Raw genomic sequence first — 21688 nt, forward strand, 5'->3', positions numbered from 1 at the left:
AGACAATAATGCTCGAATACTTACAGAAATTTGAACCAGATTTAGTATTATTATCAACCGAGACTTTAACGGATGACGATACCAAGTTGCTTCCTCAATCTTGGCTTGATTTATTATCGCTTCAACAAAGGCAAAGAGTTGATAGGGTCATACAGCAATGGGATTTTCTAGTGAGTAAATTGTTTGAAACGCATTTTTATTTGTTGCAAAACCTCGAGGAAGTTCACCTGGCTAAGTCTCGGCGTGGTTTGACGATGTTATACAAAATAAAAACGAAAAATGGCGAAAGTTTTTATTATGAAGGGAGATTACCTGCAACTGATGAAGATAAGGCTAGCAACCAAAATGGGTATGCGATTTTGCCAGAACAACTTCAACAGTTTTATACGAATGTTCATAATGGGTGGTATTATTTTTCGTCACGTTCGATGGGGTTTTTACCGTTAGAAAACATATTTAACCTGGCTAGTGAAGATTGGGGTATTTTGGATAGTATTGGGAAACAGCCGCTTAGCTTAGAGAATACTTATGCTATTTTTAATAGTGGTATGGGGGGATATTTGTGCATCGAACGTGATTTAACACAACCTGTTGCCGATAAAGTACATTCCCACTTGTGGTTCAGTAAGAAAGCACCAAACCTTAATGTAGAGTTTTGGCCAGTGCTGGATACTTGGATGTGTATAGGATTTGAAGAGTAGCTTCATGGATCAGATATACTGTTTGCCCATCAATTCTTCTGCGGCGCAAGTTAATCAAAAGTTTGCTGAAATTGGTTGTCGATTGGTGTCTGATTTTGAAACTGAATTTGAGCATGTATATGCTTATCAGGTCCGTGACCAACTCAATGAGTTTGAGTACTCGCATAGCAAAGATAATTCGATACATTATTTGAGTTTTCGAGCGGAGTTTGAGCAAAGTTTACTTAATGATATTCTTGGTCGAGTTGAGCTATTAACCGACGATGACTTAGGGCAGCTTACTCAAAGTAAAAAAGCTGCCCATCGACTGCTTGCTATCGAGCTAATGGCGGTAAAGTTTGAAGAGAAATATTATCCGCTTCTCAATGTTCTCAAAGATGATAGCGAGCAAAAGGTCGCTAATGCAGCGAAAAAACTAATAACAACTGTGGTTGGTAGTAAAAGTGATTGGTTATCTACCTATCACAGTATGATCCACCCTCATGATAGGCGCCAGTTTATTCGTTGGCTAATTTATGATTATGCCAATACTTCCGATAAAAATTCCTTTGATCTTTCGACCACTGAAGAGATTTTAAAGTTAGGTTTACAGGATCAGGACTGGGAAGTTCGCGTAAGTACGATAATCGCAGTCGCTCGAATGAACTTGATCGCGTTATTTTCCTTGGTTGAAAAAGTCGATTTAAATATTTCTGCAGGAACGTTACCCAACAAAAAGGATAGAGAATTAATTAATGGCGTAAAAAGAGTTGCGTTAATGATACTTACCAAAACTCAACCGCAAAATGTCGATATCAATAATATTAAACATCAGCGCTGGTTATCTTTGTATGAAGCTGTTAAATCTGAAAATATAAATGTGAGTTGCTACATTACTCAACTAGTTTATTATTTTTCGACTCCAGCTAATCTTTTAAGTGAAGAACACGTCCAGCCGTTTTGTGAAGGAATAGTCCTTAAGGACGATAAATTTTATCTAAGCAACAGTGACATTGAGTTAGTTTGGATTCCAGTAGGAGAATACTTTGTTAACCATTTAAATGAAGAAGATAACTACATTAAGGTATTACAAGAAGGTTTTTTTATCTCGCGATTTCCATTAATGGCCGATGAAAGCAACTTACTTACAGCGAGTATTGAGGGGATAAGAAGCTTTCTCAAAGATTTGAGTCAATCAAATGAAAGTATCGAAATTCGATTACCCAATTACACCGAATGGCAAGTCGCGAGTCGTTCTATGGATGTTCGCAATTATCCTTGGGGGTGGGGCATTGAAGATGATTGGACAGTTAGGGCATCCGAGTTTGGTCTTGGATTGTTTTGGCCAGAGATAGGTGAGCTGATCTGTGAAGAAAACGATTATTTTCTTGTCGATAAATTCGGTTTTAAGGTAGTTGATTATGAACAAATTCAACGAGAGAAAGTCGAGAAACTTGAGTCTTCTTTTAGAATTGTAATCAATAAGAAATAATCTTTAAGAAATCACAAAAATATCTCGAATAAGGAAGTGAAAAAATAGACAAAAAATTATCAAAAGCATACACTGAAATGGTAAAGCACGACTGCGATGTTGACGCCTTCGTGGTCCGTGAGGGGAGGGTTCTCCTATTTATGTCCCTTTGCAGTATAAGTGCGTTATGCTTAATTTATGTGAGTTTATGAGTACGCAGTGTCGTCTCGAAAGCGGTCTTTGTGCCCGAACTTGGTTCGGTTCCACTCGCTGATCTGATTCAGTGTGATTCGCTATCATTATATGTGCCGATGAGTCGTCTCTTTCAGAGCAATCTGAGCCTCATTTGCCCTCCGTGGCGTTAAGTTTGCACGACCGTTCGCGGTCTTTAGCCCCCAAACGGCATCTGCGGTTGGCTGGCAGCTCGGTAGCCCAATTTCGATTGCGGTTCACAGCTGCCGGCGCGCTTGCACCCTCGCAATTTCACTCACTTTGTCGATCATAGTACGACCCTTTCCACTACTATTCGATCCTCTCTACTACTCAAATCAACTAAGTAAACCGATCAACTATGTGGCCAATCATTGACTGGCAAATAATTTTTTAGATTAATAACTAAGCTTTTAGATAACGAGACTGGTGAGACAAATACATGCCGTTTTACTTCTAATAATATTCAGTAAAGATTACGCTATGGTAAAATCAAAGATCGTTTGAGGATAAAGCGCCATTTGAAATCGGAAATTTCGTACCAATAAATAAAAGCTTAAGTGGAAATAATAGGACTGTAATGAATCCGATAATCATTATTATTTTAGTAGCAGCTGGCTTAATTGGATGGATTTTTATTAAACCAAAGTTAAAAGAACTCCGCAGAGATAAAATTCGCTCACAACCGTTTCCAAAAATATGGCGCGAAATTCTCAGGCAAAATGTACCTTATTTTTATTCGATGCCTTCGGATCTGCAGTTACAATTAAAGCAACATATACTGGTGTTTCTCTCTGAGAAAGCGTTTTTTGGCTTTGAGGGAGTCAAAATTAATGATGAAGTTAGAGTTACTATCGCTGCCCAAGCTTGCTTGCTTTTATTAAATCGAAAGACCGATTATTACCCAAAGCTTAAATCGATCTATGTCTATCCCGCAGCGTTTATCACCAAACACCAGAGCGCTGATTCTGCTGGGGTGTTACAAAATCATCACCGAGTTTTAAGCGGCGAATCCTGGGACTTAGGAAAAGTTGTTTTGTCTTGGAAAGACACCCACCAAGGTGGTTTAGTGTTTAACGATGGCCATAATGTTGTGATTCACGAATTTGCTCATCAGCTTGACCAGGAAACCGGTGCGGCTAACGGTGCGCCTTTTGTTTCGTACAAAAAACAAAAATCTTGGTCACAAGTGCTGAGTAAAGAGTTTGAACTATTGCAGAAACAAGCGGCAAAAGGCGAAGAAACCCTGCTTGATCATTATGGGGCGACTAATCCTGCGGAGTTTTTCGCAGTCGCCAGTGAAGTTTTTTTTGAACGTCCTGCGGCTATGTTGAGGCAGCACCAGGCTTTGTACCGGCAATTACAGAGTTTTTATCAAGTCAATCCGGCTATTTGGTAGCCATAAAAGAAATTAACCTAAATCATCCCGTTTTCATAACGATAGTTTATTGTAATCGCATGTTAATCGTTGCAGTTGCAAATAAGTAATTGAAAAGACAATTATGAGTATTCTATAATTGTTACCAGACCCAATAACCACATCAAGCTGCGGCAAGCGACACTAACCCAAGAAAATTGCCGCAGCTTTGTCACATTTAGCGATTAGGATACTGTTATGGCTGTTGAAGCGATTGATATGGCGGCTCCCAGTAATGATTATGACTGGGAGCGCGTAGCGTATTTGTTACTTTTGTCCCGAGCGATGGACGATATTGAAGAACAAGAGCTCGTACCAGCAAAGCTGGTATTCAACCAATTTTCCGCCAGAGGCCATGATTTAGCACAGATTTTAATTGGTTCTCTTTTAACTCATCCGCACGATGGCGCGACAGGCTATTATCGTTCACGCCCATTTGTCTTATCCCTCGGTTTAGATATTGTAGATGCAGTAGCGTCTCCCATGGCCAAATCCGGCGGTTATAGCGATGGACGGGATATCGGGGTCGTTTGTAATTACCCCAACGTTAAGCGTGAGGGAGCGATGTTGTTCCCGATGTGCGGTGGAGTCGGTTCACAGTTCTCGCCAATTTCTGGTTGGGCACAGTCGATCGTTTATCATCGTGATGAACTCAAAGACACCAGTTATCAAGGTGCGTTAGGTATTTCAATGGGTGGCGACTCTTCTATGTCGACCAGCGGATTCTGGGCGGCTTTAAATATTTCGACAACCAATAATTTACCTCATTTGATTTATATTGAAGATAATGGTTACGGTATTTCAGTTCCTCAAGAAGTGCAGACGCCCGGCGGCGATCAAGTCGCTAATTTGGCAGCTTACAAAAATCTCAAAATTGTTGATGGCGATGGTACTTGCCCAATAGAAGCGCCGCGACTAATTAAAGAAGCAGTTGATTATGTGCGAGCGGGACTCGGCACTTGTATATTAAGGCTGAGAGTTCCGCGGCTTTGCGGACATACCTTCCAAGATACTCAAACATACAAACCTGCGGATTTGATCGAACAAGAACAGACCAAAGATCCGCTTCCTAAGCTAAAAGACCACCTTGAAAAATATGGGGTTATTTCGTCAGATGAATGGCAGATATTAGAGGAAAAAGCCTACGAGGAAGTTCGTGGCGCAGTTGAAATAGCGAAGGCTCGACCCGAGCCGGATACCAATAAATTAAAGCGTTATGTTTACGCTGAGAAAGACCAATACAACAATCCTGAAATCCAATTACGCGGCGGTTTACATGCTGACGACCACCAATTTCCTGCATCCAGCGAAACGCCAGATCCACAGGGTCCACGGTTGAATATGCTAACCGCGATTCGCAACACTTTGGATTATGAGTTACAAACCAACCCCAAAGTATTAGTGTTTGGCGAAGATGTCGGTCCAAAAGGCGGCGTGCATGCAGCAACGCTCGGATTGACGGATAAATTTGGCGAGCGAAGAGTATTCGATACCAGTCTCTCCGAAGAGGGCATCATTGGCCGCTCGGTCGGGATGGCCTTGTCTGGTTTAATGCCTGTGCCCGAAATTCAATTTAGAAAATATGCGGAGCCCGCAGCGGAGCAGTTGACCGATACTGGAATCATGCGTTGGCGAACGAATAATCAATTTGCGGCACCAATGGTGGTTAGGATTCCCGGAGGATTTGCTGGCCGAGGTGATCCATGGCACTCGATGTCAGATGAGGTGGAATGGGCGCACAAGACCGGTTGGCAAGTTGTCATGCCATCGAATGCGGAAGATGCTGTGGGACTGTTGCGCTATGCGCTAAGAGATAACAATCCGACGATATTTTTTGAGCATCGTTTTTTACTTGATAACCGTTGGGCTCGTCGTCCCTATCCTGGCGATGAATTTATCGTTCCATTTGGAAAGGCAAAAACACTTACCGTTGGCCACAAATTAACCGTTGTGACCTGGGGTGCGATGGTCGAGCGATGCGAAGCTGCAGCTTTAGAAATCGCCAATGGAATTGAGGTCATAGACTTGCGAACGATTCAGCCTTGGGATAAAGAAGCAGTCATGACGTCAGTTAAAAAGACCGGGCGCTGCTTAATTGTTCATGAGGATAATTTAACTGCTGGTTTTGGTGCTGAAATAGCAGCAGTATTGGCCAAGGATTGCTTCTTTGACTTAGACGCGCCGATTGAAAGATTGACCATGCCGGATACGCCTAATCCGCACAACATTCACTTGTTAAACGCGGCAGTTCCGACGCAAGAACGTATTCATGCAGCCATGTTAGAGATGCTAGCAATCTAGTGGGAGAATAAAAATATGACGCAATTAGTCGATATTATTTTGCCAGAAGGGCAGTTAGAAGGAACCTCCGCTAGTCTGTCAATGTGGTTAGTTAAAAAGGGTGACTCTGTCAATGAAGGTGATCCGATTGCTGAGTTAGAGACTGACAAGGTCACCATGGAAGTTTGCGCAACCGCATCTGGCATTGTAGATTCTTTAATTGCCCAGCCAGGTGATGAAGTCGCGCCAGAGCAACTATTAGGCAAGATAGCTAAAGGTGCTGCGGCAACAAATGCAATAGAAACCGCTGAGCGAGCCCAACCGACTGCAGCCGCAGAGCATTCAGCTAGTACTGATACATTATCCGTGGTAAATGATGATAAAACCGCAAGAGATTTTTTAAGTCCCGCTGTTAGGCGGCTACTTCGCGAGAATAACCTATCGATTGAACCGATTCCTGGGACTGGAAAGCATGGTCGAGTGACACGGGATGACGTACTAAATTATTTGAAAAATCCAACGCCGATCAAAACGATCGAACCCGCAGTTGAGGCTGAGCAGCCAACCGAAAATGCGCCAGCACGAGCACTATCCTCAACCACGCCATTTAGCGTCAATGATGCGAGAGAGAGCCGTCCGCTTAAAGGCGAAATGGTTCCTCACACCAATATGCGCAAATCAATTGCGGCGCACATGGTGGAAAGTTTACTCGAAACTTCGCCTCATGTTACCAGCGTATTTGAAATGGATATGGGAAATATTATTGAGCACCGTAAGTGGCACAAGAAAGAATACGAAGCGCTGGGCGTTAAGCTAACTTTTACGGCCTATTTCTTAGCCGCTATCGTCAAAGGCGTTCAAGCAGTGCCGCAGGTCAATGCGCGGTTCCACGAAGAAGCATTGGAAATTTTTAAAGACGTCAACATCGGTGTCGGAACTGCGTTGGGGGATGCTGGGCTCGTGGTGCCGGTTGTTGAGCAAGTTCAGACGATGAATTTATTTGAGATTGCTAAAGCTTTGAATGCCCAAACCGTTAAAGCTAGGGACGGAAAACTGACGCCAGCAGATATGAAAAACGGTAGCATTACCATTTCAAACCATGGAGTCAGTGGCAGTTTGTTTGCGACGCCAATTATCATTAATCAACCTCAAGTGGCCATCGTTGGGATCGGTAAGCTGGAAAAACGCGTAGTTGTTGAGGAAGTCAACGGTGTCGATACGATGGTTATTCGTCCGAAATGTTACGTGTCTTTGAGTATTGACCATCGCGCATTAGATGCGCATCAAACCAACAACTTTTTAAGTGTTTTTGTTGAGACTATTGAGAACTGGGGCCAGTAGTCGATAAATTAAACTGCCTCTGCCAGCTGGGTGGAGGATTTGTTGCAAAATCTCAACTAAAAGCGTTACAAAAAAAATCATTTTAGTTAATATTGTGTGTCATAAACAATAGCGAATAAATGAATAGCTATCGGGAAAGAAAATGAAAATTCAGAGTTATGTAAATGGTGAATGGTGCAGTGGAGATGGTCGCACCGATACGTTAGTCAATTCGGTGAATGATGAGGTGATTGGCGAAGTTGTTTCTTTGACCTCAGGCTTTGATCAGATATTAGCGCATGGTCGTAAAGCCGGTGGATCAGCGCTAAGAAAGATGACGACTCATGAACGCGCTGAAAAGATAAAGTTTCTTGCCAAGTATTTACTCGACAGAAAAGATGATTTTTATCGCGTCTCGTATATGACCGGGGCTACCAAAGCTGACTCGTGGGTCGATATTGAAGGTGGCATTGGTACCATGTTTAGTTATTCAGGTATAGCCAGACGCGAGCTGAATAACGATACTTTTGTCGTTGAAGGTAATGTTGAACCTTTGTCCGCTGGTGGAACCTTTGTCGGGCAACATATTCTTACTGCTAAAGAAGGCGTGAGTCTTCATATCAATGCATTTAATTTTCCTGTTTGGGGAATGTTAGAAAAAATCACGCCGAGCTTAATCGCTGGTGTGCCTGTTATAGTCAAACCTGGCACAGTCACTTGCTATCTAACTGAAATCGTTGTCAAAGCAATGATAGAGTCACAAATCTTTCCTGAAGGTTCGATTCAATTAATTTGTGGGAGTGTTGGCGACATTCTTGATCACCTAAACGAACAAGACGTTGTAACCTTCACGGGATCGGCATCAACAGGACGACGACTTAAGGCTCACCCAAATATCATTGAGAAAAGCATTCCCTTTACCATGGAAGCTGACTCGTTGAACTGCTGTATCTTAGCCCCTGATGTTACGGTAGATTCTCCAGAGTTTGATCTTTACATCAAAGAAGTCGCCAGAGAAATGACAACCAAAGCAGGACAAAAATGTACTGCGATTCGCCGTGCGATAGTGCCAAATAATTTAATTGATCCGGTTAGCGAAGCATTGATGAAGCGATTGCAATCAACGTCATTAGGCGATCCTCAAGCAGAGGGCGTTCGAATGGGGGCGTTAGTCGGAAAATCTCAGCGCGAAGACGTTATTGCTGCGGTTGAACAACTCGGTCAATCTAGCGAAATTATATTAAATGGTATGCAAGGTTTTGTTCCAATTGGTGTTGAATCGGGTAAGGGCGCATTTATGGCGCCGACATTACTGCATTGTAAAGACCCGCTGAATATAACCACGCCGCATGATGTTGAAGCGTTTGGTCCAGTGAGCACGCTAATGGGATACGATGGTATTGATCAAGCTATTGAACTGGCGAAAATGGGTAAAGGAAGCCTAGCAGGTTCGGTTTTTACCGCGAGTCGAGACAATGCTCGTGACATTATATTAGGAACCGCTTCGCATCACGGTCGAATGTTGGTTATCGATAGCACCTGCGCGAAAGAGTCGACCGGCCATGGTTCGCCGCTAGCGCCATTGATTCATGGTGGGCCTGGTCGCGCAGGTGGCGGAGAAGAGTTGGGTGGCGCAAGAGCAATCAAGCATTATATGCAGCGCAGTGCTATTCAAGGATCGCCAATGTCTTTGATGGCGGTAACGAACCAATATGTAAAAGGTGCCGAGCTAAAAGAAGATCGGGTGCATCCATTTAGAAAGTACTTTGAAGAGTTAGAGATTGGTGAATCGCTGCTAACTCATCGCCGTACAGTAACAGAAGCGGATATCGTCAACTTTGGCTGCCTGTCGGGCGACCACTTTTATGCACACTTTGATGAGATCGCTGCGAAAGACTCATTTTTCGAAAAACGAGTTGCACATGGATATTTCGTGATTTCAGCTGCTGCCGGATTATTTGTTGATCCAGGATTGGGACCTGTTATTGCCAATTACGGCATTGATAATTTAAGGTTTGTTGAACCAGTCGGTATTGGTGACACGATTCAAGTTCGCCTGACGTGTAAACGTAAGGTTAAAAAATCGAAAAAGCCAGATGATAAATACCATACGGGTGTGGTTATTTGGGATGTTGAAGTGAAAAACCAAAACGACGAGGCTGTCGCGATTTACGATATTTTGACATTAGTTGAAAGACAATCGGATGATTAATTGGCTAAGTGCTAAGTGCTAATTGCTAAGTGATTATAATCAAGCGCCAATTTAAATTGCCTCCTCTCAAATGAGGAGGCGAGTAAGAAAATTAAATTTTGTCTTTGGTAACGTGTTCAGATTCTTGATAGCGTGGTCTTTCGGCTTGAATCTCGGATAAGGGTTTTATTTCACGCATGGTTGTTAACGATCGGTTGGCTAAGTCAACATATTCTTGAGTGCCTTTCGATTTCCAGCCGATTTCTTTATCGGTTACCTGGCGAACGACTTTTGCAGGAATGCCCATTACCATAGAGCGTGGTTCGCATTGGAAACCACCGCGAACAAACGAGCTTGCAGCAACAATCGATTCGCTGCCAATGAATGCATCGTCCATAACAACAGCATTCATGCCGATAAGCGCGTTTTCGCCTATGCGACAGCCATGCAGTACGGCGCAGTGACCAATGTGACTGAAGGGTTCCAAATGACAGTCTTTGTCAGGGAAACTGTGTAAGACGCAGTTATCTTGAACATTACTGTTATGGCCTACATAGATGCGACCGAAGTCTCCTCGGAGTACAGCACCCGCAGCAATGTAGCAGTTTTCCTCGATGATCACATCGCCAATGATTTCGGCGCTCGGATGGATGTAGGTATTTTTTTTGATAACTGGAATGAAGTTATCGATGGCATAAATAGGCACTGAGGGTGTACTCCTGAGGCTAAAACAAGTTGAGTCTAGTACGCAATGATCAGCACTAGAACCAATGAATGATTGAAGTATAAATGAGGCACAAGTATGTACCAAACAATAGTTTTAGAAAAACGAGACGGGGTTGCAAAGCTCACATTAAATCGCCCAGACAGACTAAACAGCTTTAATGTTCAAATGCACGAAGAAATGCATGCTGCCCTTGATGATATCGCGACAGACGGAGAAACACGTTGTCTCCTATTAACTGGGGCGGGACGAGGTTTTTGCGCTGGACAGGATTTAAATGACCGTGCGGTAAGTGCTGATCAAGCTGCGCCCGATTTGGGGATGTCAGTAGAAAAATTTTACAACCCGTTAATCCGCCGATTGACTAATTTAAAAATGCCGGTGATTTGTGCGCTTAACGGTGTTGCTGCCGGAGCCGGTGCGAGTGTCGTCATGGCTTGTGACATCGTAATAGCTGCTCGTTCATCCTCTTTTATTTTATCGTTTGCGAAGGTTGGTTTAGTGCCTGATTCGGGATCGTCATGGCATTTTGCTCGGGCCATCGGTCTTCCTCGGGCAAAGGCGATGGCGATGCTTGGCAATAAAGTTAAGGCTGAACAAGCTGAGCAATGGGGATTGATTTATCAAGTGGTTGATGATGATGCGCTCATTGATGAAGCTGGCAAAATGGCAGGTTATCTCGCCACTCAACCAACAGAAGCGCTCGCCAACATAAAAGAACTAGTCCATACCTCGTTTGATTATGCCTTGAATGAACAGTTGGAAAGAGAAAGAAAAGCAATGCAACATTTAGGTCGAAGTGATGATTATCGTGAAGGCGTCGCCGCTTTTATTGAAAAACGCGAGCCGCAATTTAAGGGAAAATAATCACTCCGTATTTAGATACGCTTCTAAAAGAATAAGCAAATCGTCAGAGAGGTGAGCATGACAATTGCCGAACAGCTGTTACGAAATGACCCTGCGTCTCAAATGCTCGGAATCCAGTTGGTTAGTATCGATGAAGAAAGCTGTTCTGTGTCAATGGTCGTTACCGATAAAATGACTAATGGCTACGATGTTTGTCATGGTGGTTTTATCTACACTTTAGCCGATACCGCGAGTGCTTTTGCGAGTTCGATGGAAGGTGAAACGATTTTGTCGGCAAGTAATCAAATAGAGTATTTGGCACCTGCAAAGCTAGGCGATCGGTTAATTGCCGCTGCTAAAGTGAGTTTTATCACCGGCAAAAATTTATTTTGTGACGTAAAAGTGACTAATCAATCCCATCAGGTTATTGCCCTAGTGCGCGGAAAACTGATTAGTAAAAATGCGAGTAAGGTTTAGTTAAATTTCATATTGAAGTATGAGTTAAATATTAATTCTATTTGTCAGGTTTGAATCATGAACAAAGTATATATCTGTGACGCAATCAGAACTCCTATCGGCCGTTTTGGCGGCTCATTGTCGCGTGTAAGAGCCGATGACCTCGGTGCGATTCCAATGAAAGCATTGATGGAGAGAAATCCGCAAGTGAATTGGCAAGAAGTTGATGACGTGTATTACGGTTGTGCTAATCAAGCCGGCGAAGATAACCGTAATGTAGCGCGTATGAGCTCATTACTAGCCGGGTTACCAGAATCTGTACCAGGGATGACCATTAATCGCTTGTGTGGCAGTGGAATGGATGCAATAGGCAGTGCCGCGCGAGCTATCATGTGCGGAGAACAATCAATGGCAATTGCGGGTGGTGTTGAACAAATGTCGCGTGCCCCTTTTGTGATGCCAAAGTCAGACAGCGCCTTTTCACGAAAAGCTGAAATATACGATACGACGATGGGGTGGCGGTTTGTGAATAAGAAAATGGCAGAACAATATGGTGTCGATACCATGCCAGAAACTGCTGAAAATGTTGCCGAGCAATTTTCCATTTCTCGAGAAGATCAAGATAAGTTTGCTTTGCGCACTCAAGAGAAAACCCAACATGCTCTCGAAAAAGGCGTGTTTAACGAAGAGATTGTGTCAGTCACGGTCAAAGTCAATCGCAAAGAGACTAAAGAATTTGCAGTTGACGAACATCCTCGACCCAGTACCCTCGATGGACTGGCGAAATTAGCGACGCCATTTCGAGAGAATGGTACTGTCACCGCGGGTAATGCGTCAGGCATAAACGATGGGGCGTGCGCTTTACTTTTGGCGAATGAAGCGCAAATCGCTAAGCAAGGATTAAAACCGCTAGCCAGGGTTGTTGGTATGGCAACTTCCGGACTCTCGCCAAGAATTATGGGGGTTGGTCCGGTAGAAGCTTCGAAAAAAGTACTCAAAAACAATGGTTTAACCTTAGCTGAAATGGATATCATCGAATTAAATGAAGCTTTCGCTGCGCAAGGGTTAGCGGTTTTGCGTGAATTGGGTTTGGCAGATGATGATCCAAGAGTGAACCCGAATGGCGGCGCAATTGCGTTAGGTCATCCTTTGGGGATGAGCGGGGCGCGTTTGGTCACTACCGCAGCGTACGAGCTTCGTCGGCGAGGCGGTAAATATGCGCTATGCACCATGTGTATTGGCGTTGGCCAAGGTATTGCCTTAGTTATTGAAGCTGCCTAGTTTCCGGCGATACTCAGATCGCCAAATACGATTGAATAAAAGCTCAAGGCGCTACAGGTGCGTGAAGGCCTAAATAGCGGCGGGTCAGTCCTAAGTGGGGCCAGAACCAAGGCCAAGGTGCACAACCGTTGCAGGCCTTTGACCGAAAGCGTTAATCATAGAAAGAAAGTTTAAATACTGTATAAGCAAGCGTAGCTTAGTGACTTTAAAATGATACACAAATTGATAAAAATAAACGATATTGGTATCATTAAAGAATTCGTGAACGAGGAGATATTGACCATGCAAAGCGTTGACAGTGCTGCAGAACAAGCGGAATTTGACCGCAAAATCGCAGAAGAGCAAAAAATTGAGCCTACCGATTGGATGCCAGACGACTATCGAAAAAACTTAATCCGGCAGATGTCTCAACATGCTCACTCAGAAGTGATCGGGATGCAACCTGAGGGTAACTGGATTACGCGTGCACCAACCTTAAGAAGAAAGGCGGTATTACTCGCTAAAGTCCAGGATGAAGCTGGACATGGTTTGTACTTATACAGTGCAACGGAGACGCTGGGTATTAGCCGAAGCGAATTAATCGATGCACTGCAAACCGGCAAAGCAAAATACGCCTCAATTTTCAATTACCCAACACTTTCATGGGCTGATGTCGGCGCAATTGGCTGGTTAGTTGACGGTGCAGCGATTGTTAATCAGATTTCATTGCAAAGAACTTCATACGGACCTTATTCGAGGGCGATGATTAGAATTTGCAAAGAGGAAAGTTTCCATCAACGCCAAGGCTACGAAATCATGTATGCCTTAGCAAAAGGGACCCCTGAACAAAAGCAAATGGCACAAGATGCAATGAATCGCTTTTGGTGGCCATCTTTAATGATGTTTGGGCCTCACGATAGCGAGTCAGCGCACTCAGGTCGCTCGATGAAGTGGAAAATTAAGCGCCAGTCGAACGATGACTTACGCCAAAAGTTTATTGATCAAACGGTTCCTCAGATAGAAGTCCTTGGATTAGAAATGCCAGACCCTGAAATTAAGTGGAACGAAGAAAGGGGCCATTACGATTCGGGTGAAATTAATTGGGAAGAGTTCTATCAAGTTATTAATGGTAGTGGTCCGTGCAATCATCAGCGTATTAAGCATCATAAAGCCGCTCACGACAATGGTGAGTGGGTGAGAGAAGCTGTGCGAGCCTATCGAGCTAAACAAAATCAAAAAGCTGCTGAGAGCGCGGCATAAAAGAGGAAGGAATTATGAGTCAGGAACATCTTGCAGTCTATGAAGTGTTTGTCCGGTCGGCGAGAGGTCTCGACCACAAGCATGTTGGCAGTCTTCACGCCGAAAGTCCCGAGCATGCGTTAATGTACGCTCGTGACTGTTACATCCGTCGTTCAGAAGGGGTGAGTATTTGGGTTGTTGAGTCCAAGAATATCACGGCCAGCCAAGAAGAAGATACCGAGAACTTTGTTGACCCAATGGATGACAAACCATACCGCCACGCAACGCACTATGTTTTGCCTGATAGTGTCAATAACATGTAGGAATATTGATAATGAATCAGCAACAACAAAACCTTTTTCGATTCTTAGTTGCCTTAGGGGACGACTCAGTCGTTTTGAGCCATCGCTTGTCTGAATGGTGTAGTAACGGACCTTATCTAGAAGAAGATATTGCGCTCGGCAATGTCGCTCTCGATTATATTGGCCGAGCGAGAATGTTCTATCAATACGCTTGCGAAGTTGAAGGCAAAGGTCGAACTGAAGACGATATCGCTTACTTCCGTAATGAACGTGAGTATACCAACCTTCTTATTCATGAATTACCGATCAACGACTTTGCATTTACCATGGTCAGACAATTTTTTGTTGATGTTTTTTATTGCGAATACCTGAAGCAATTAATGAATTCAAGTGACGAAACTATCGCTGCAATTGCGGCAAAGGCTGTTAAAGAAAGTCGCTATCATTTAAAGCGCAGCGAGCCCTGGATTAGGCAGCTAGCAGAAGGCACTGACGAAAGCTTACGTCGAATTAAAGACGCTTTACTTGAACTTGAAAATTTCGTTGGCGAGCTCTTTTTAATGAGCGATTGGGAGCAGTCGTTGGTTGAACAGGGAATTGCGGTTGATAGAGCTAAACTGCAAAAAGATTGGGATGCCTATGTCCAAAAATTCCTCGGCGAGTCTAATGTCCACTTTCCTGACAGTCAATTGCAAATTCGTGGAGGGAGAGAAGGAATTCACACGGAACACCTTGGTCATATGTTAAGCGAAATGCAATATATTCAGCGAACAATGCCTGGATTGCAATGGTAGTCGATTGACTAAGTCGCCACTAAACAATGAATAAAATGAATGACAATATTATCCCAACGCTTAATCCTGTGTTTGCGAAGCGAAAGGCTTATCGGGAAGGATCAGAGCATAAACCAATATGGGATTTGCTTGATTCAGTGTTCGATCCAGAATTACCCGGCTTGACGATTTGGGACCTAGGCATTTTACAAGATGTGCGTTTAATAGATGGCGAGTGGCAGATAGATGTCACGCCAACTTATAGTGGCTGTCCTGCGGTCGAAACGATCAATGCAGATGTTAAAGCGGCTTTAAAGGCAGCTGGATACGACAAAGTTAAAGTTAATTTAGTCTTGTCTCCCGCCTGGTCAACCGAGATGATGTCGCCCGTTGGTAAGGCTCATTTAAAGAGCATTAATATAGCCCCTCCACACGAGGAAGATCGCGTTCAATGTCCGGTTTGTGATAGTTCAAATACTAAAGTCGTCAGCCAATTCGGTTCAACCGCATGTAAAGCGCTATATCAATGCAACGACTGCTTCGAAAACTTTGATTATTTTAAACATTTTTAACCGCCGAATAGGCGAAGAGATAATAAACATTAAAAGGAAATATTAATGAGTACCGAATTTCATCAGCTCACTGTGTCTGCAGTTGAAAAATTGACTAAAGACTCCGTTGCGATTTCTTTTGATGTGCCGCCCGAGTTGCAAAATGAATATCGTTATATTCAAGGCCAGCATATTACGCTCAAAGCAGATATTAATGGTCAAGATACGCGGCGTTCTTATTCGATTTGCAATAGTGCTAATGAGCAACGTCTCACTGTTGGCGTTAAACGAATTGAAGAAGGGCTGTTTTCAAACTATGCCAATGAAGAAGTAAAAGTCGGCATGCAAATGGAAGTCATGCCGCCACAAGGGCATTTTTATACCGAAGTTACTGCCGACAACTCGAAGCATTACTTATTGGTCGCAGCCGGTAGTGGAATCACACCGAATTTAGCTCATATTCAAACGATCTTGGAAAGCGAACCCAATGCGACAGTTACCCTAGTCTACGGAAATAAATCATCTGCCTTGATGATGTTTAGGGATAAATTAAGTTTCATAAAAAGCGCCTACCTTGAACGGTTTCAATTGGTCAATCTTTTTACTCGAGAGGAGAGCGACGCTGAAATTTTTAATGGGCGCATAACAGCTAAAAAACTTGTCGAGTTAGATCAAGCACGTATCATTAATTTAAGTACGGTCGACGATGTGTTTATCTGTGGTCCCGAGGAAATGATTAATGAAGTCGCCGAATTCTTCAAACTCAACAATCTTTCCGAAGAAAGCATCCACTATGAATTGTTTTTTGCCGGCAGTGCGGAAGAAAAAGCGCAACAAAGTCAGCAGGCCAGAGCCAAGAAATACGGCGAAAAAACTTCTCAAGTCTCAGTCAAAGTAGCCGGTCGGAAGACTTTGATGGACTTACAAATGGGTGGCCAAAATATTCTTGATGCCGCGATGGAGAATGGGGCAGACTTACCGTTTTCGTGTAAGGGAGGAGTATGTGCTACCTGCAAAGCAAAAGTGGTTAAAGGCCAAGTTGAAATGGATCTTAATCACTCGTTAACCGAAGAAGAAGTTGCAGAAGGAATGGTGCTAACTTGCCAAGCGCACCCCGTATCAGAAGAAGTCGAAATCGATTTTGATTTCTCGTAAAGGTGATGCCCTCACTACCCAAACGAAACCGTTTGATATGAACGGGTTCTTGTTCTCTCGACCAGAACAAGCGAATATTAGTTGCAAGTCATTTGTTGTTACTATCTTCGGTGATGTCATTTCCCAGCATGGTGACGAAGTTTGGTTAGGAGATTTAATTGGCGCGCTAGAACCGTTAGGTTTTTCCGAGCGGCTGATTCGGACATCGGTTTTTCGATTGGTGAAAGATAACTGGTTGGCGGTCACTAAAAATGGCCGTAAGAGTTTTTATCAATTCACACCATCTGCTCATAAGCATTATACTAAAGCTGCGAGGCGGATTTACGCCGCCACTACTCAACATTCGGATGGTAATTGGTTAATTGTATTACCGAGTTTTGTGGATGAAGAAGAACTTCCCTCGTTTAAGCGACAATTGCGGTGGCTAGGTTTTAGTCAACTTGCTTCTGGCGCTTACGCCCATCCATCAATCGATAAAGGGTCTCTCGAAGAAACGATAAGTGAGCTAGAGTTAACTGACTCGGTGGTCGTATTTGAAAGTAAAACGATTGATGATGAATCGACTAATGTTCTTAAGTCTTTAGTACAACAACGTTGGCAGTTAGAACTGCTGGATCAAGATTATGCTGAGTTTAACCAGACTTACCAACCTCTGATTGAGTTAGTTGCAGAAAAACAACTCAATGATCACCAAGCTTTTTTATTGAGAGGTTTATTAATCCATGAGTATCGTCGTGTATTATTAAAAGATCATGAGTTACCGCAAAATATGTTACCTGATGACTGGCAGGGATATCTGGCGACTAAAATTGCTAAAAAGTTATATGCGCAGTTAGCTCGAGCTTCCGCTCGCTACATTACTAGTCAGTTACAAAATCAGAGCGGTTTTTTACCGGCAGCAGCCAAATCATTCAGCCAAAGATTTAAATAGTTTTATTATAATCCCTAGGCTAACAACGTTATAATATTGAGAGACTCAGGGTGGATACAGAATGATTATTCGCGAACGGCGGTTTTTTGAAAATAGATGAGAAACGTAGTTACAAAAAATACTGATACCAGTGCATTAAATGGTAAATCGCTCGGTAGATGGGCGAAAAACTGACACTGTTGTAGAAAAATATGGCAGTACCAAACCAGAATAACACAGATTCAGAACAATACAGAAACAGATCAACACAGAAACAGAATTACCCAATTAGAGATCCAAAATATGAATCAAGTAAAACAAATTATTCATAATAATATTGGTATTTTAGAGATTGACTATCCGCCAGTAAATGCGCTTTCTCAGGCTGTACGGCACGGTCTAGTAGAAGGCATAAATGCATTTGAGTCCGACAATCAAATTAGCGCAATTATTATTCGCTGTGCGAACCGTACTTTTATTGCCGGCGCAGATATTAAAGAATTTGGTCAACCGCCAACGACACCCTTCTTGCCCGACGTCGTCAATCGTATAGAGGCGTCGACCAAACCCGTTGTCGCTTCGTTATTTGGCACTTCGCTCGGAGGTGGATTTGAGGTTGCGCTCGCTTGTCATTACCGCGTTGCGATGATGGATGCAAAAGTAGGTTTACCAGAGGTAAATCTCGGATTAATTCCGGGGGCTGGTGGCACGCAACGATTACCCAGGATTGTTGGCGAAGACAAAAGTTTAGAGATGATAACTGGCGGCAAGCATTATTCCGCAGCGAGTTTTGTCGATAGCCATCTTTTTGATGCGTTGTTTGAAAGTGATCAAGATCTCAATGAAAGAACAATAGCGTTTGTCGAGAAAAAGCTTGAGGCGAACGACTTAAATGTTCGTCGTGTCGGAGAGCAAGAGTTTTTGGACGAAAACTATGATTGGCAGACTGCAATTGAAAAAATAAAAGCCAAAGCAAGAGGTAAAGAGGCGCCATTAGTCGCAGCAACTGTATTGCAAAAGACGGTTGGAAAATCTATCGCTGATGGAATGGCCATTGAACGTGAGGCATTTCTTAAACTGCGGGAGTCGGAGCAATCCGCAGCGCTTCGATATGCTTTTAGTGCTGAGAAACAAGCCGCTAAAACCAAGTTACAGGCGGAGCCCAAAACAGTCAAAGAAGTCGCGGTTATTGGTGCTGGCAATATGGGATCCGGTATTGCGACGGCATTTTTATCGGCTGGCTTCACTATTCACCTGATAGAGCAAACACAAGAGGGATTAGATGCGGGTGTTGAGCGAGTCGCGAGTAACTTCTCTAGGAATGTTAAGAGCGGCCGAATGGGGCAGGCGGCTGCGGATGATTGTATGTCGCGACTTGTCGCTTCAACGAGGTTAGAAACTGTCGAAAATTGTGAGCTAATTATAGAGGCTATTTTTGAAGACATAGAAGTCAAAAAGACCTTATTTACTGATCTCGATAAACTCGCTCAGCCAACTGCGGTTTTAGCAACTAATACATCTTATTTGGACATTAATCAGATAGCTGAGGTGGTTTCTGATCCCAGCCGCGTGATTGGTATGCATTTTTTCAGCCCTGCCAATATTATGAAGTTATTAGAAGTTGTTAAAGCGGAGCGATCTTCGGACGTGGCACTAGCAACGGCAATGGCCGTTGGTAAACAGTTGAAAAAAATGTCGGTGTTGGTTGGTGTGTGTTTTGGGTTCGCAGGAAACCGAATGTACACCCGTTATGGTCGGGAAATTCAACAGATGTTACTCGAAGGCGCGGGAATCGAGCAAATTGATAAAGCGATGGCGAGCTGGGGAATGGCGATGGGGCCTTTAGCGGTTCAAGATTTATCCGGCATTGATATCGGGCACAACGCAAGAAGTGCACAACCGTTTCCGGCTCATGATCCTGGCTATTTCAGAGCGGCAGCGGTGATGGTAGAAAATCAACGGTTAGGACGAAAAACCGGCAAGGGATTCTATCAGTACCCGGAAGGTAAGGCTGTTTATGATCAGGAGGCCGCTAACTTAATTCGCGAAAAAGGGCTCGATTTAGGGATTACTCAAAGAAGTTTCACTAATGATGAAATCGTTGAACGGGCACTACTTGCTTTGATAAGCGAGGGAATTAAGCTTTATCAAGAAGGTATAGTCAATCGCCTCTCTGATATTGATGTGATATGGCTACACGGTTATGGTTTCCCAAGACATAAAGGGGGACCCATTTTCCAAGCCAAGCAACTAGGTAAAGAAAAGCTAGCCAAAGCGCTGACTAAACTTCGCGGTGAACAGGGTGAACTTATCTGGCCACCAGTTGAACTTGGTGTATTAGACACTGACGATTAACTTATTTGGATCTACCCAACGATTAGTTTACAGTGGGAATCAGTGAATAAGTATGAGGCGAGTAGTGTGGGAAAATCTAATTCCGAACAAAATGCGTTAATTGAAAAAGGTTCAACCGTTGAAACTGATGACGGCAAAGTAAAAGCGAGGAAAGCCGCGGGCAAGGTCAGGTATACTCTTGACCTGCAAAGCTTCTTACCTTATCGAATGTATCGCTTAGCCGCGCAAATGTCGCAAGCCGGAAACAAATTATCCTTACTGCTATTGGAGTCTGGCGTGCCAATCGGCGAGAGAGAGTGGCGCGTTATCTCCGTCCTAGGTTCATATGGCGGTTTAACCAATGGCCACGTCGCTGATGCGCTAAAAACTGATGCCGCAACGGTGACTAGAGCCGTCAAGGTACTCAAGAAACTGGGGTTTGTTGACACCAAGAACTCTAAAAGAGACCGTCGTAAACAACTGATTTACCTTACCCAAGAAGGCGCTGATTTTCATGATCTCATCACGCCTAAACGAATCGAAACCGGTGAGCTTATTGATGCTTGTTTTTCCTATGAAGAGAAAGAGCAGTTGCAGCATTTATTGAATAAGCTTGACAGACATCTCCATCATTTAGAAAACGAACTTGAAGATGAATGGGAATAGTGACGTCTGCTGCGCGACAAATCACTGATATAAGACTTTTTTAAACCTTTTCTAGCGTGTAAAATATCCACCTTTATCTCTCGGAACAATGTAGAGAACCTGTCATAAGTATTTGAAGTTTAAATGAAAATAATACTAATAATGCTACAAGCGAGTAGCTTGTCTTACTGAGGGCTTTATATGTTAAAACTACACGGATACTGGCGATCAACGGCTGCATATCGAGTAAGAATTGGATTAAATCTAAAACAAGCGTCTTACACTCAAATTCCGGTGCATTTAGTAAAAGATGGCGGAGAGCAGCACAAGCCAGAGTTTCGTGAGCTTAACCCGCAGGGGCTGGTACCAACATTGATCGACGATGGATTAGTCATCTCTCAATCTATTGCCATACTTGAATATATCGACGAAAAGTACCCCAAACCTAAACTTCTGCCTGAGTCGATTGCGGAGAGAGCAATCACTCGACAGTTATGCCAAGTCATCGCCTGCGACACTCATCCGTTAAACAACCTAAGAGTATTGCAATACCTTTCAAATGAAATGGATATAACAGACGAGGCCAAGAACCTGTGGTACCATCACTGGCTCAGGCTAGGGTTCCAAGCCTATGAAGGGCTACTTGCACTTCACGAAATAGATGGACCTTATTCTATGGGTGAGGAACTTTCTTTGGCTGACGCTTGTCTTATCCCACAGATTTACAATGCCCACCGTTTTAATTTTCCTATGGAAGAGTTTCCTCGGTTGTTGGCGATAAATGAGAACTGTTTAAAACTTGAACGATTTCAAAATGCGGTTCCGGAAAACCAGCCGGATGCAGGGGAATAGTTTGTACAACCGATTAGTTGTTGTAGCGGATTAACCACCGTATTAAATTAAAACCTTTATCAACTTAGAAGT

General features: G+C 43.4%; 19 protein-coding genes. 18 read left to right on the forward strand and 1 reads right to left on the reverse strand.

Going from position 1 to position 21688, the window contains the following annotated elements:
• Positions 1–8 precede the first annotated feature (8 nt).
• The 6 genes from FLL45_RS20385 (at position 9) to paaZ (ending at position 9590) form a co-directional block, all read left to right on the forward strand.
• Positions 9–701, forward strand: coding sequence for an SMI1/KNR4 family protein (locus tag FLL45_RS20385; protein WP_142943911.1), 693 nt, complete (start codon positions 9–11; stop codon positions 699–701).
• 4 nt (positions 702–705) lie between these two features.
• A complete protein-coding gene (locus tag FLL45_RS20390; protein WP_142943912.1) occupies positions 706–2172 on the forward strand; it encodes a hypothetical protein in 1467 nt (488 codons plus the stop codon).
• 769 nt (positions 2173–2941) lie between these two features.
• Positions 2942–3760 carry a M90 family metallopeptidase gene (locus tag FLL45_RS20395; RefSeq protein WP_142943913.1) on the forward strand — a complete coding sequence of 273 codons (819 nt, stop codon included), beginning with the start codon at positions 2942–2944 and terminating at the stop codon, positions 3758–3760.
• 216 nt (positions 3761–3976) lie between these two features.
• Complete coding sequence (locus FLL45_RS20400; RefSeq protein WP_185964567.1) at positions 3977–6079, forward strand: alpha-ketoacid dehydrogenase subunit alpha/beta; 2103 nt, start codon at positions 3977–3979, stop codon at positions 6077–6079.
• Between the two features lie 15 nt (positions 6080–6094).
• Positions 6095–7399 (forward strand): dihydrolipoamide acetyltransferase family protein, encoded by a 1305-nt coding sequence (locus tag FLL45_RS20405; RefSeq protein WP_142943914.1) that lies wholly within the window; start codon positions 6095–6097, stop codon positions 7397–7399.
• 142 nt (positions 7400–7541) lie between these two features.
• Complete coding sequence (gene paaZ / locus FLL45_RS20410; RefSeq protein ID WP_142943915.1) at positions 7542–9590, forward strand: phenylacetic acid degradation bifunctional protein PaaZ; 2049 nt, start codon at positions 7542–7544, stop codon at positions 9588–9590.
• A gap of 91 nt (positions 9591–9681) precedes the next feature.
• Here the strand turns inward: paaZ and FLL45_RS20415 are convergent, their stop codons facing one another.
• On the reverse strand, positions 9682–10275 hold the full coding sequence (locus FLL45_RS20415; RefSeq protein WP_142943916.1) for an acyltransferase: 594 nt from the start codon (positions 10273–10275) through the stop codon (positions 9682–9684).
• A gap of 96 nt (positions 10276–10371) precedes the next feature.
• Between FLL45_RS20415 and paaG the strand changes: the two genes are divergently transcribed.
• From paaG to maiA, 12 genes are all read left to right on the forward strand, one after another.
• The gene (gene paaG / locus FLL45_RS20420) at positions 10372–11160 is read left to right on the forward strand and encodes a 2-(1,2-epoxy-1,2-dihydrophenyl)acetyl-CoA isomerase PaaG (RefSeq protein ID WP_142943917.1); all 789 of its coding nucleotides are present in this window, start codon (positions 10372–10374) and stop codon (positions 11158–11160) included.
• Positions 11161–11217: 57 nt separating this feature from the next.
• Positions 11218–11616 (forward strand): hotdog fold thioesterase, encoded by a 399-nt coding sequence (locus FLL45_RS20425; RefSeq protein ID WP_142943918.1) that lies wholly within the window; start codon positions 11218–11220, stop codon positions 11614–11616.
• Positions 11617–11673: 57 nt separating this feature from the next.
• Positions 11674–12876 carry a 3-oxoadipyl-CoA thiolase gene (gene pcaF, locus FLL45_RS20430; protein WP_142943919.1) on the forward strand — a complete coding sequence of 401 codons (1203 nt, stop codon included), beginning with the start codon at positions 11674–11676 and terminating at the stop codon, positions 12874–12876.
• 282 nt (positions 12877–13158) lie between these two features.
• Positions 13159–14115: a 1,2-phenylacetyl-CoA epoxidase subunit PaaA gene (paaA, locus tag FLL45_RS20435; RefSeq protein WP_142943920.1), complete on the forward strand. Its 957-nt coding sequence runs from the start codon at positions 13159–13161 to the stop codon at positions 14113–14115.
• A 14-nt stretch (positions 14116–14129) separates the two neighbouring features.
• Complete coding sequence (gene paaB, locus FLL45_RS20440; RefSeq protein WP_142943921.1) at positions 14130–14417, forward strand: 1,2-phenylacetyl-CoA epoxidase subunit PaaB; 288 nt, start codon at positions 14130–14132, stop codon at positions 14415–14417.
• 11 nt (positions 14418–14428) lie between these two features.
• Complete coding sequence (paaC, locus tag FLL45_RS20445; RefSeq protein ID WP_142943922.1) at positions 14429–15190, forward strand: 1,2-phenylacetyl-CoA epoxidase subunit PaaC; 762 nt, start codon at positions 14429–14431, stop codon at positions 15188–15190.
• 26 nt (positions 15191–15216) lie between these two features.
• Positions 15217–15741, forward strand: coding sequence for a 1,2-phenylacetyl-CoA epoxidase subunit PaaD (paaD, locus tag FLL45_RS20450; protein ID WP_246075867.1), 525 nt, complete (start codon positions 15217–15219; stop codon positions 15739–15741).
• 45 nt (positions 15742–15786) lie between these two features.
• Positions 15787–16875 (forward strand): 1,2-phenylacetyl-CoA epoxidase subunit PaaE, encoded by a 1089-nt coding sequence (gene paaE, locus FLL45_RS20455; protein WP_142943923.1) that lies wholly within the window; start codon positions 15787–15789, stop codon positions 16873–16875.
• Entirely contained in the window at positions 16862–17806 is a 945-nt protein-coding gene (locus FLL45_RS20460; protein WP_142943924.1) for a PaaX family transcriptional regulator, read from the forward strand. Before paaE ends, FLL45_RS20460 begins: the two co-directional genes overlap by 14 nt.
• Positions 17807–18088: 282 nt before the next feature.
• Entirely contained in the window at positions 18089–20140 is a 2052-nt protein-coding gene (locus FLL45_RS20465) for a 3-hydroxyacyl-CoA dehydrogenase NAD-binding domain-containing protein (RefSeq protein ID WP_142943925.1), read from the forward strand.
• A 66-nt stretch (positions 20141–20206) separates the two neighbouring features.
• On the forward strand, positions 20207–20785 hold the full coding sequence (locus tag FLL45_RS20470) for a MarR family winged helix-turn-helix transcriptional regulator (protein WP_142943926.1): 579 nt from the start codon (positions 20207–20209) through the stop codon (positions 20783–20785).
• A 180-nt stretch (positions 20786–20965) separates the two neighbouring features.
• Positions 20966–21616 (forward strand): maleylacetoacetate isomerase, encoded by a 651-nt coding sequence (gene maiA, locus FLL45_RS20475; RefSeq protein WP_142943927.1) that lies wholly within the window; start codon positions 20966–20968, stop codon positions 21614–21616.
• Positions 21617–21688 lie beyond the last annotated feature (72 nt).

The organism is Aliikangiella marina (genome assembly GCF_007004765.1).
GTDB classification, from domain to species: Bacteria; Pseudomonadota; Gammaproteobacteria; order Enterobacterales; family Kangiellaceae; genus Aliikangiella; species Aliikangiella marina.

Coding starts and splice junctions, on each gene's coding strand:
- paaG (WP_142943917.1), top strand. CDS start 10,372: ATGTACCAAACAATAGTTTTAGAAAAACGAGACGGGGTTGCAAAGCTC.
- paaE (WP_142943923.1), top strand. CDS start 15,787: ATGAGTACCGAATTTCATCAGCTCACTGTGTCTGCAGTTGAAAAATTG.
- paaC (WP_142943922.1), top strand. CDS start 14,429: ATGAATCAGCAACAACAAAACCTTTTTCGATTCTTAGTTGCCTTAGGG.
- FLL45_RS20425 (WP_142943918.1), top strand. CDS start 11,218: ATGACAATTGCCGAACAGCTGTTACGAAATGACCCTGCGTCTCAAATG.
- FLL45_RS20465 (WP_142943925.1), top strand. CDS start 18,089: ATGAATCAAGTAAAACAAATTATTCATAATAATATTGGTATTTTAGAG.
- paaZ (WP_142943915.1), top strand. CDS start 7,542: ATGAAAATTCAGAGTTATGTAAATGGTGAATGGTGCAGTGGAGATGGT.
- FLL45_RS20395 (WP_142943913.1), top strand. CDS start 2,942: ATGAATCCGATAATCATTATTATTTTAGTAGCAGCTGGCTTAATTGGA.
- maiA (WP_142943927.1), top strand. CDS start 20,966: ATGTTAAAACTACACGGATACTGGCGATCAACGGCTGCATATCGAGTA.
- paaD (WP_246075867.1), top strand. CDS start 15,217: ATGAATAAAATGAATGACAATATTATCCCAACGCTTAATCCTGTGTTT.
- pcaF (WP_142943919.1), top strand. CDS start 11,674: ATGAACAAAGTATATATCTGTGACGCAATCAGAACTCCTATCGGCCGT.
- FLL45_RS20405 (WP_142943914.1), top strand. CDS start 6,095: ATGACGCAATTAGTCGATATTATTTTGCCAGAAGGGCAGTTAGAAGGA.
- FLL45_RS20400 (WP_185964567.1), top strand. CDS start 3,977: ATGGCTGTTGAAGCGATTGATATGGCGGCTCCCAGTAATGATTATGAC.
- paaA (WP_142943920.1), top strand. CDS start 13,159: ATGCAAAGCGTTGACAGTGCTGCAGAACAAGCGGAATTTGACCGCAAA.
- FLL45_RS20390 (WP_142943912.1), top strand. CDS start 706: ATGGATCAGATATACTGTTTGCCCATCAATTCTTCTGCGGCGCAAGTT.
- FLL45_RS20385 (WP_142943911.1), top strand. CDS start 9: ATGCTCGAATACTTACAGAAATTTGAACCAGATTTAGTATTATTATCA.
- paaB (WP_142943921.1), top strand. CDS start 14,130: ATGAGTCAGGAACATCTTGCAGTCTATGAAGTGTTTGTCCGGTCGGCG.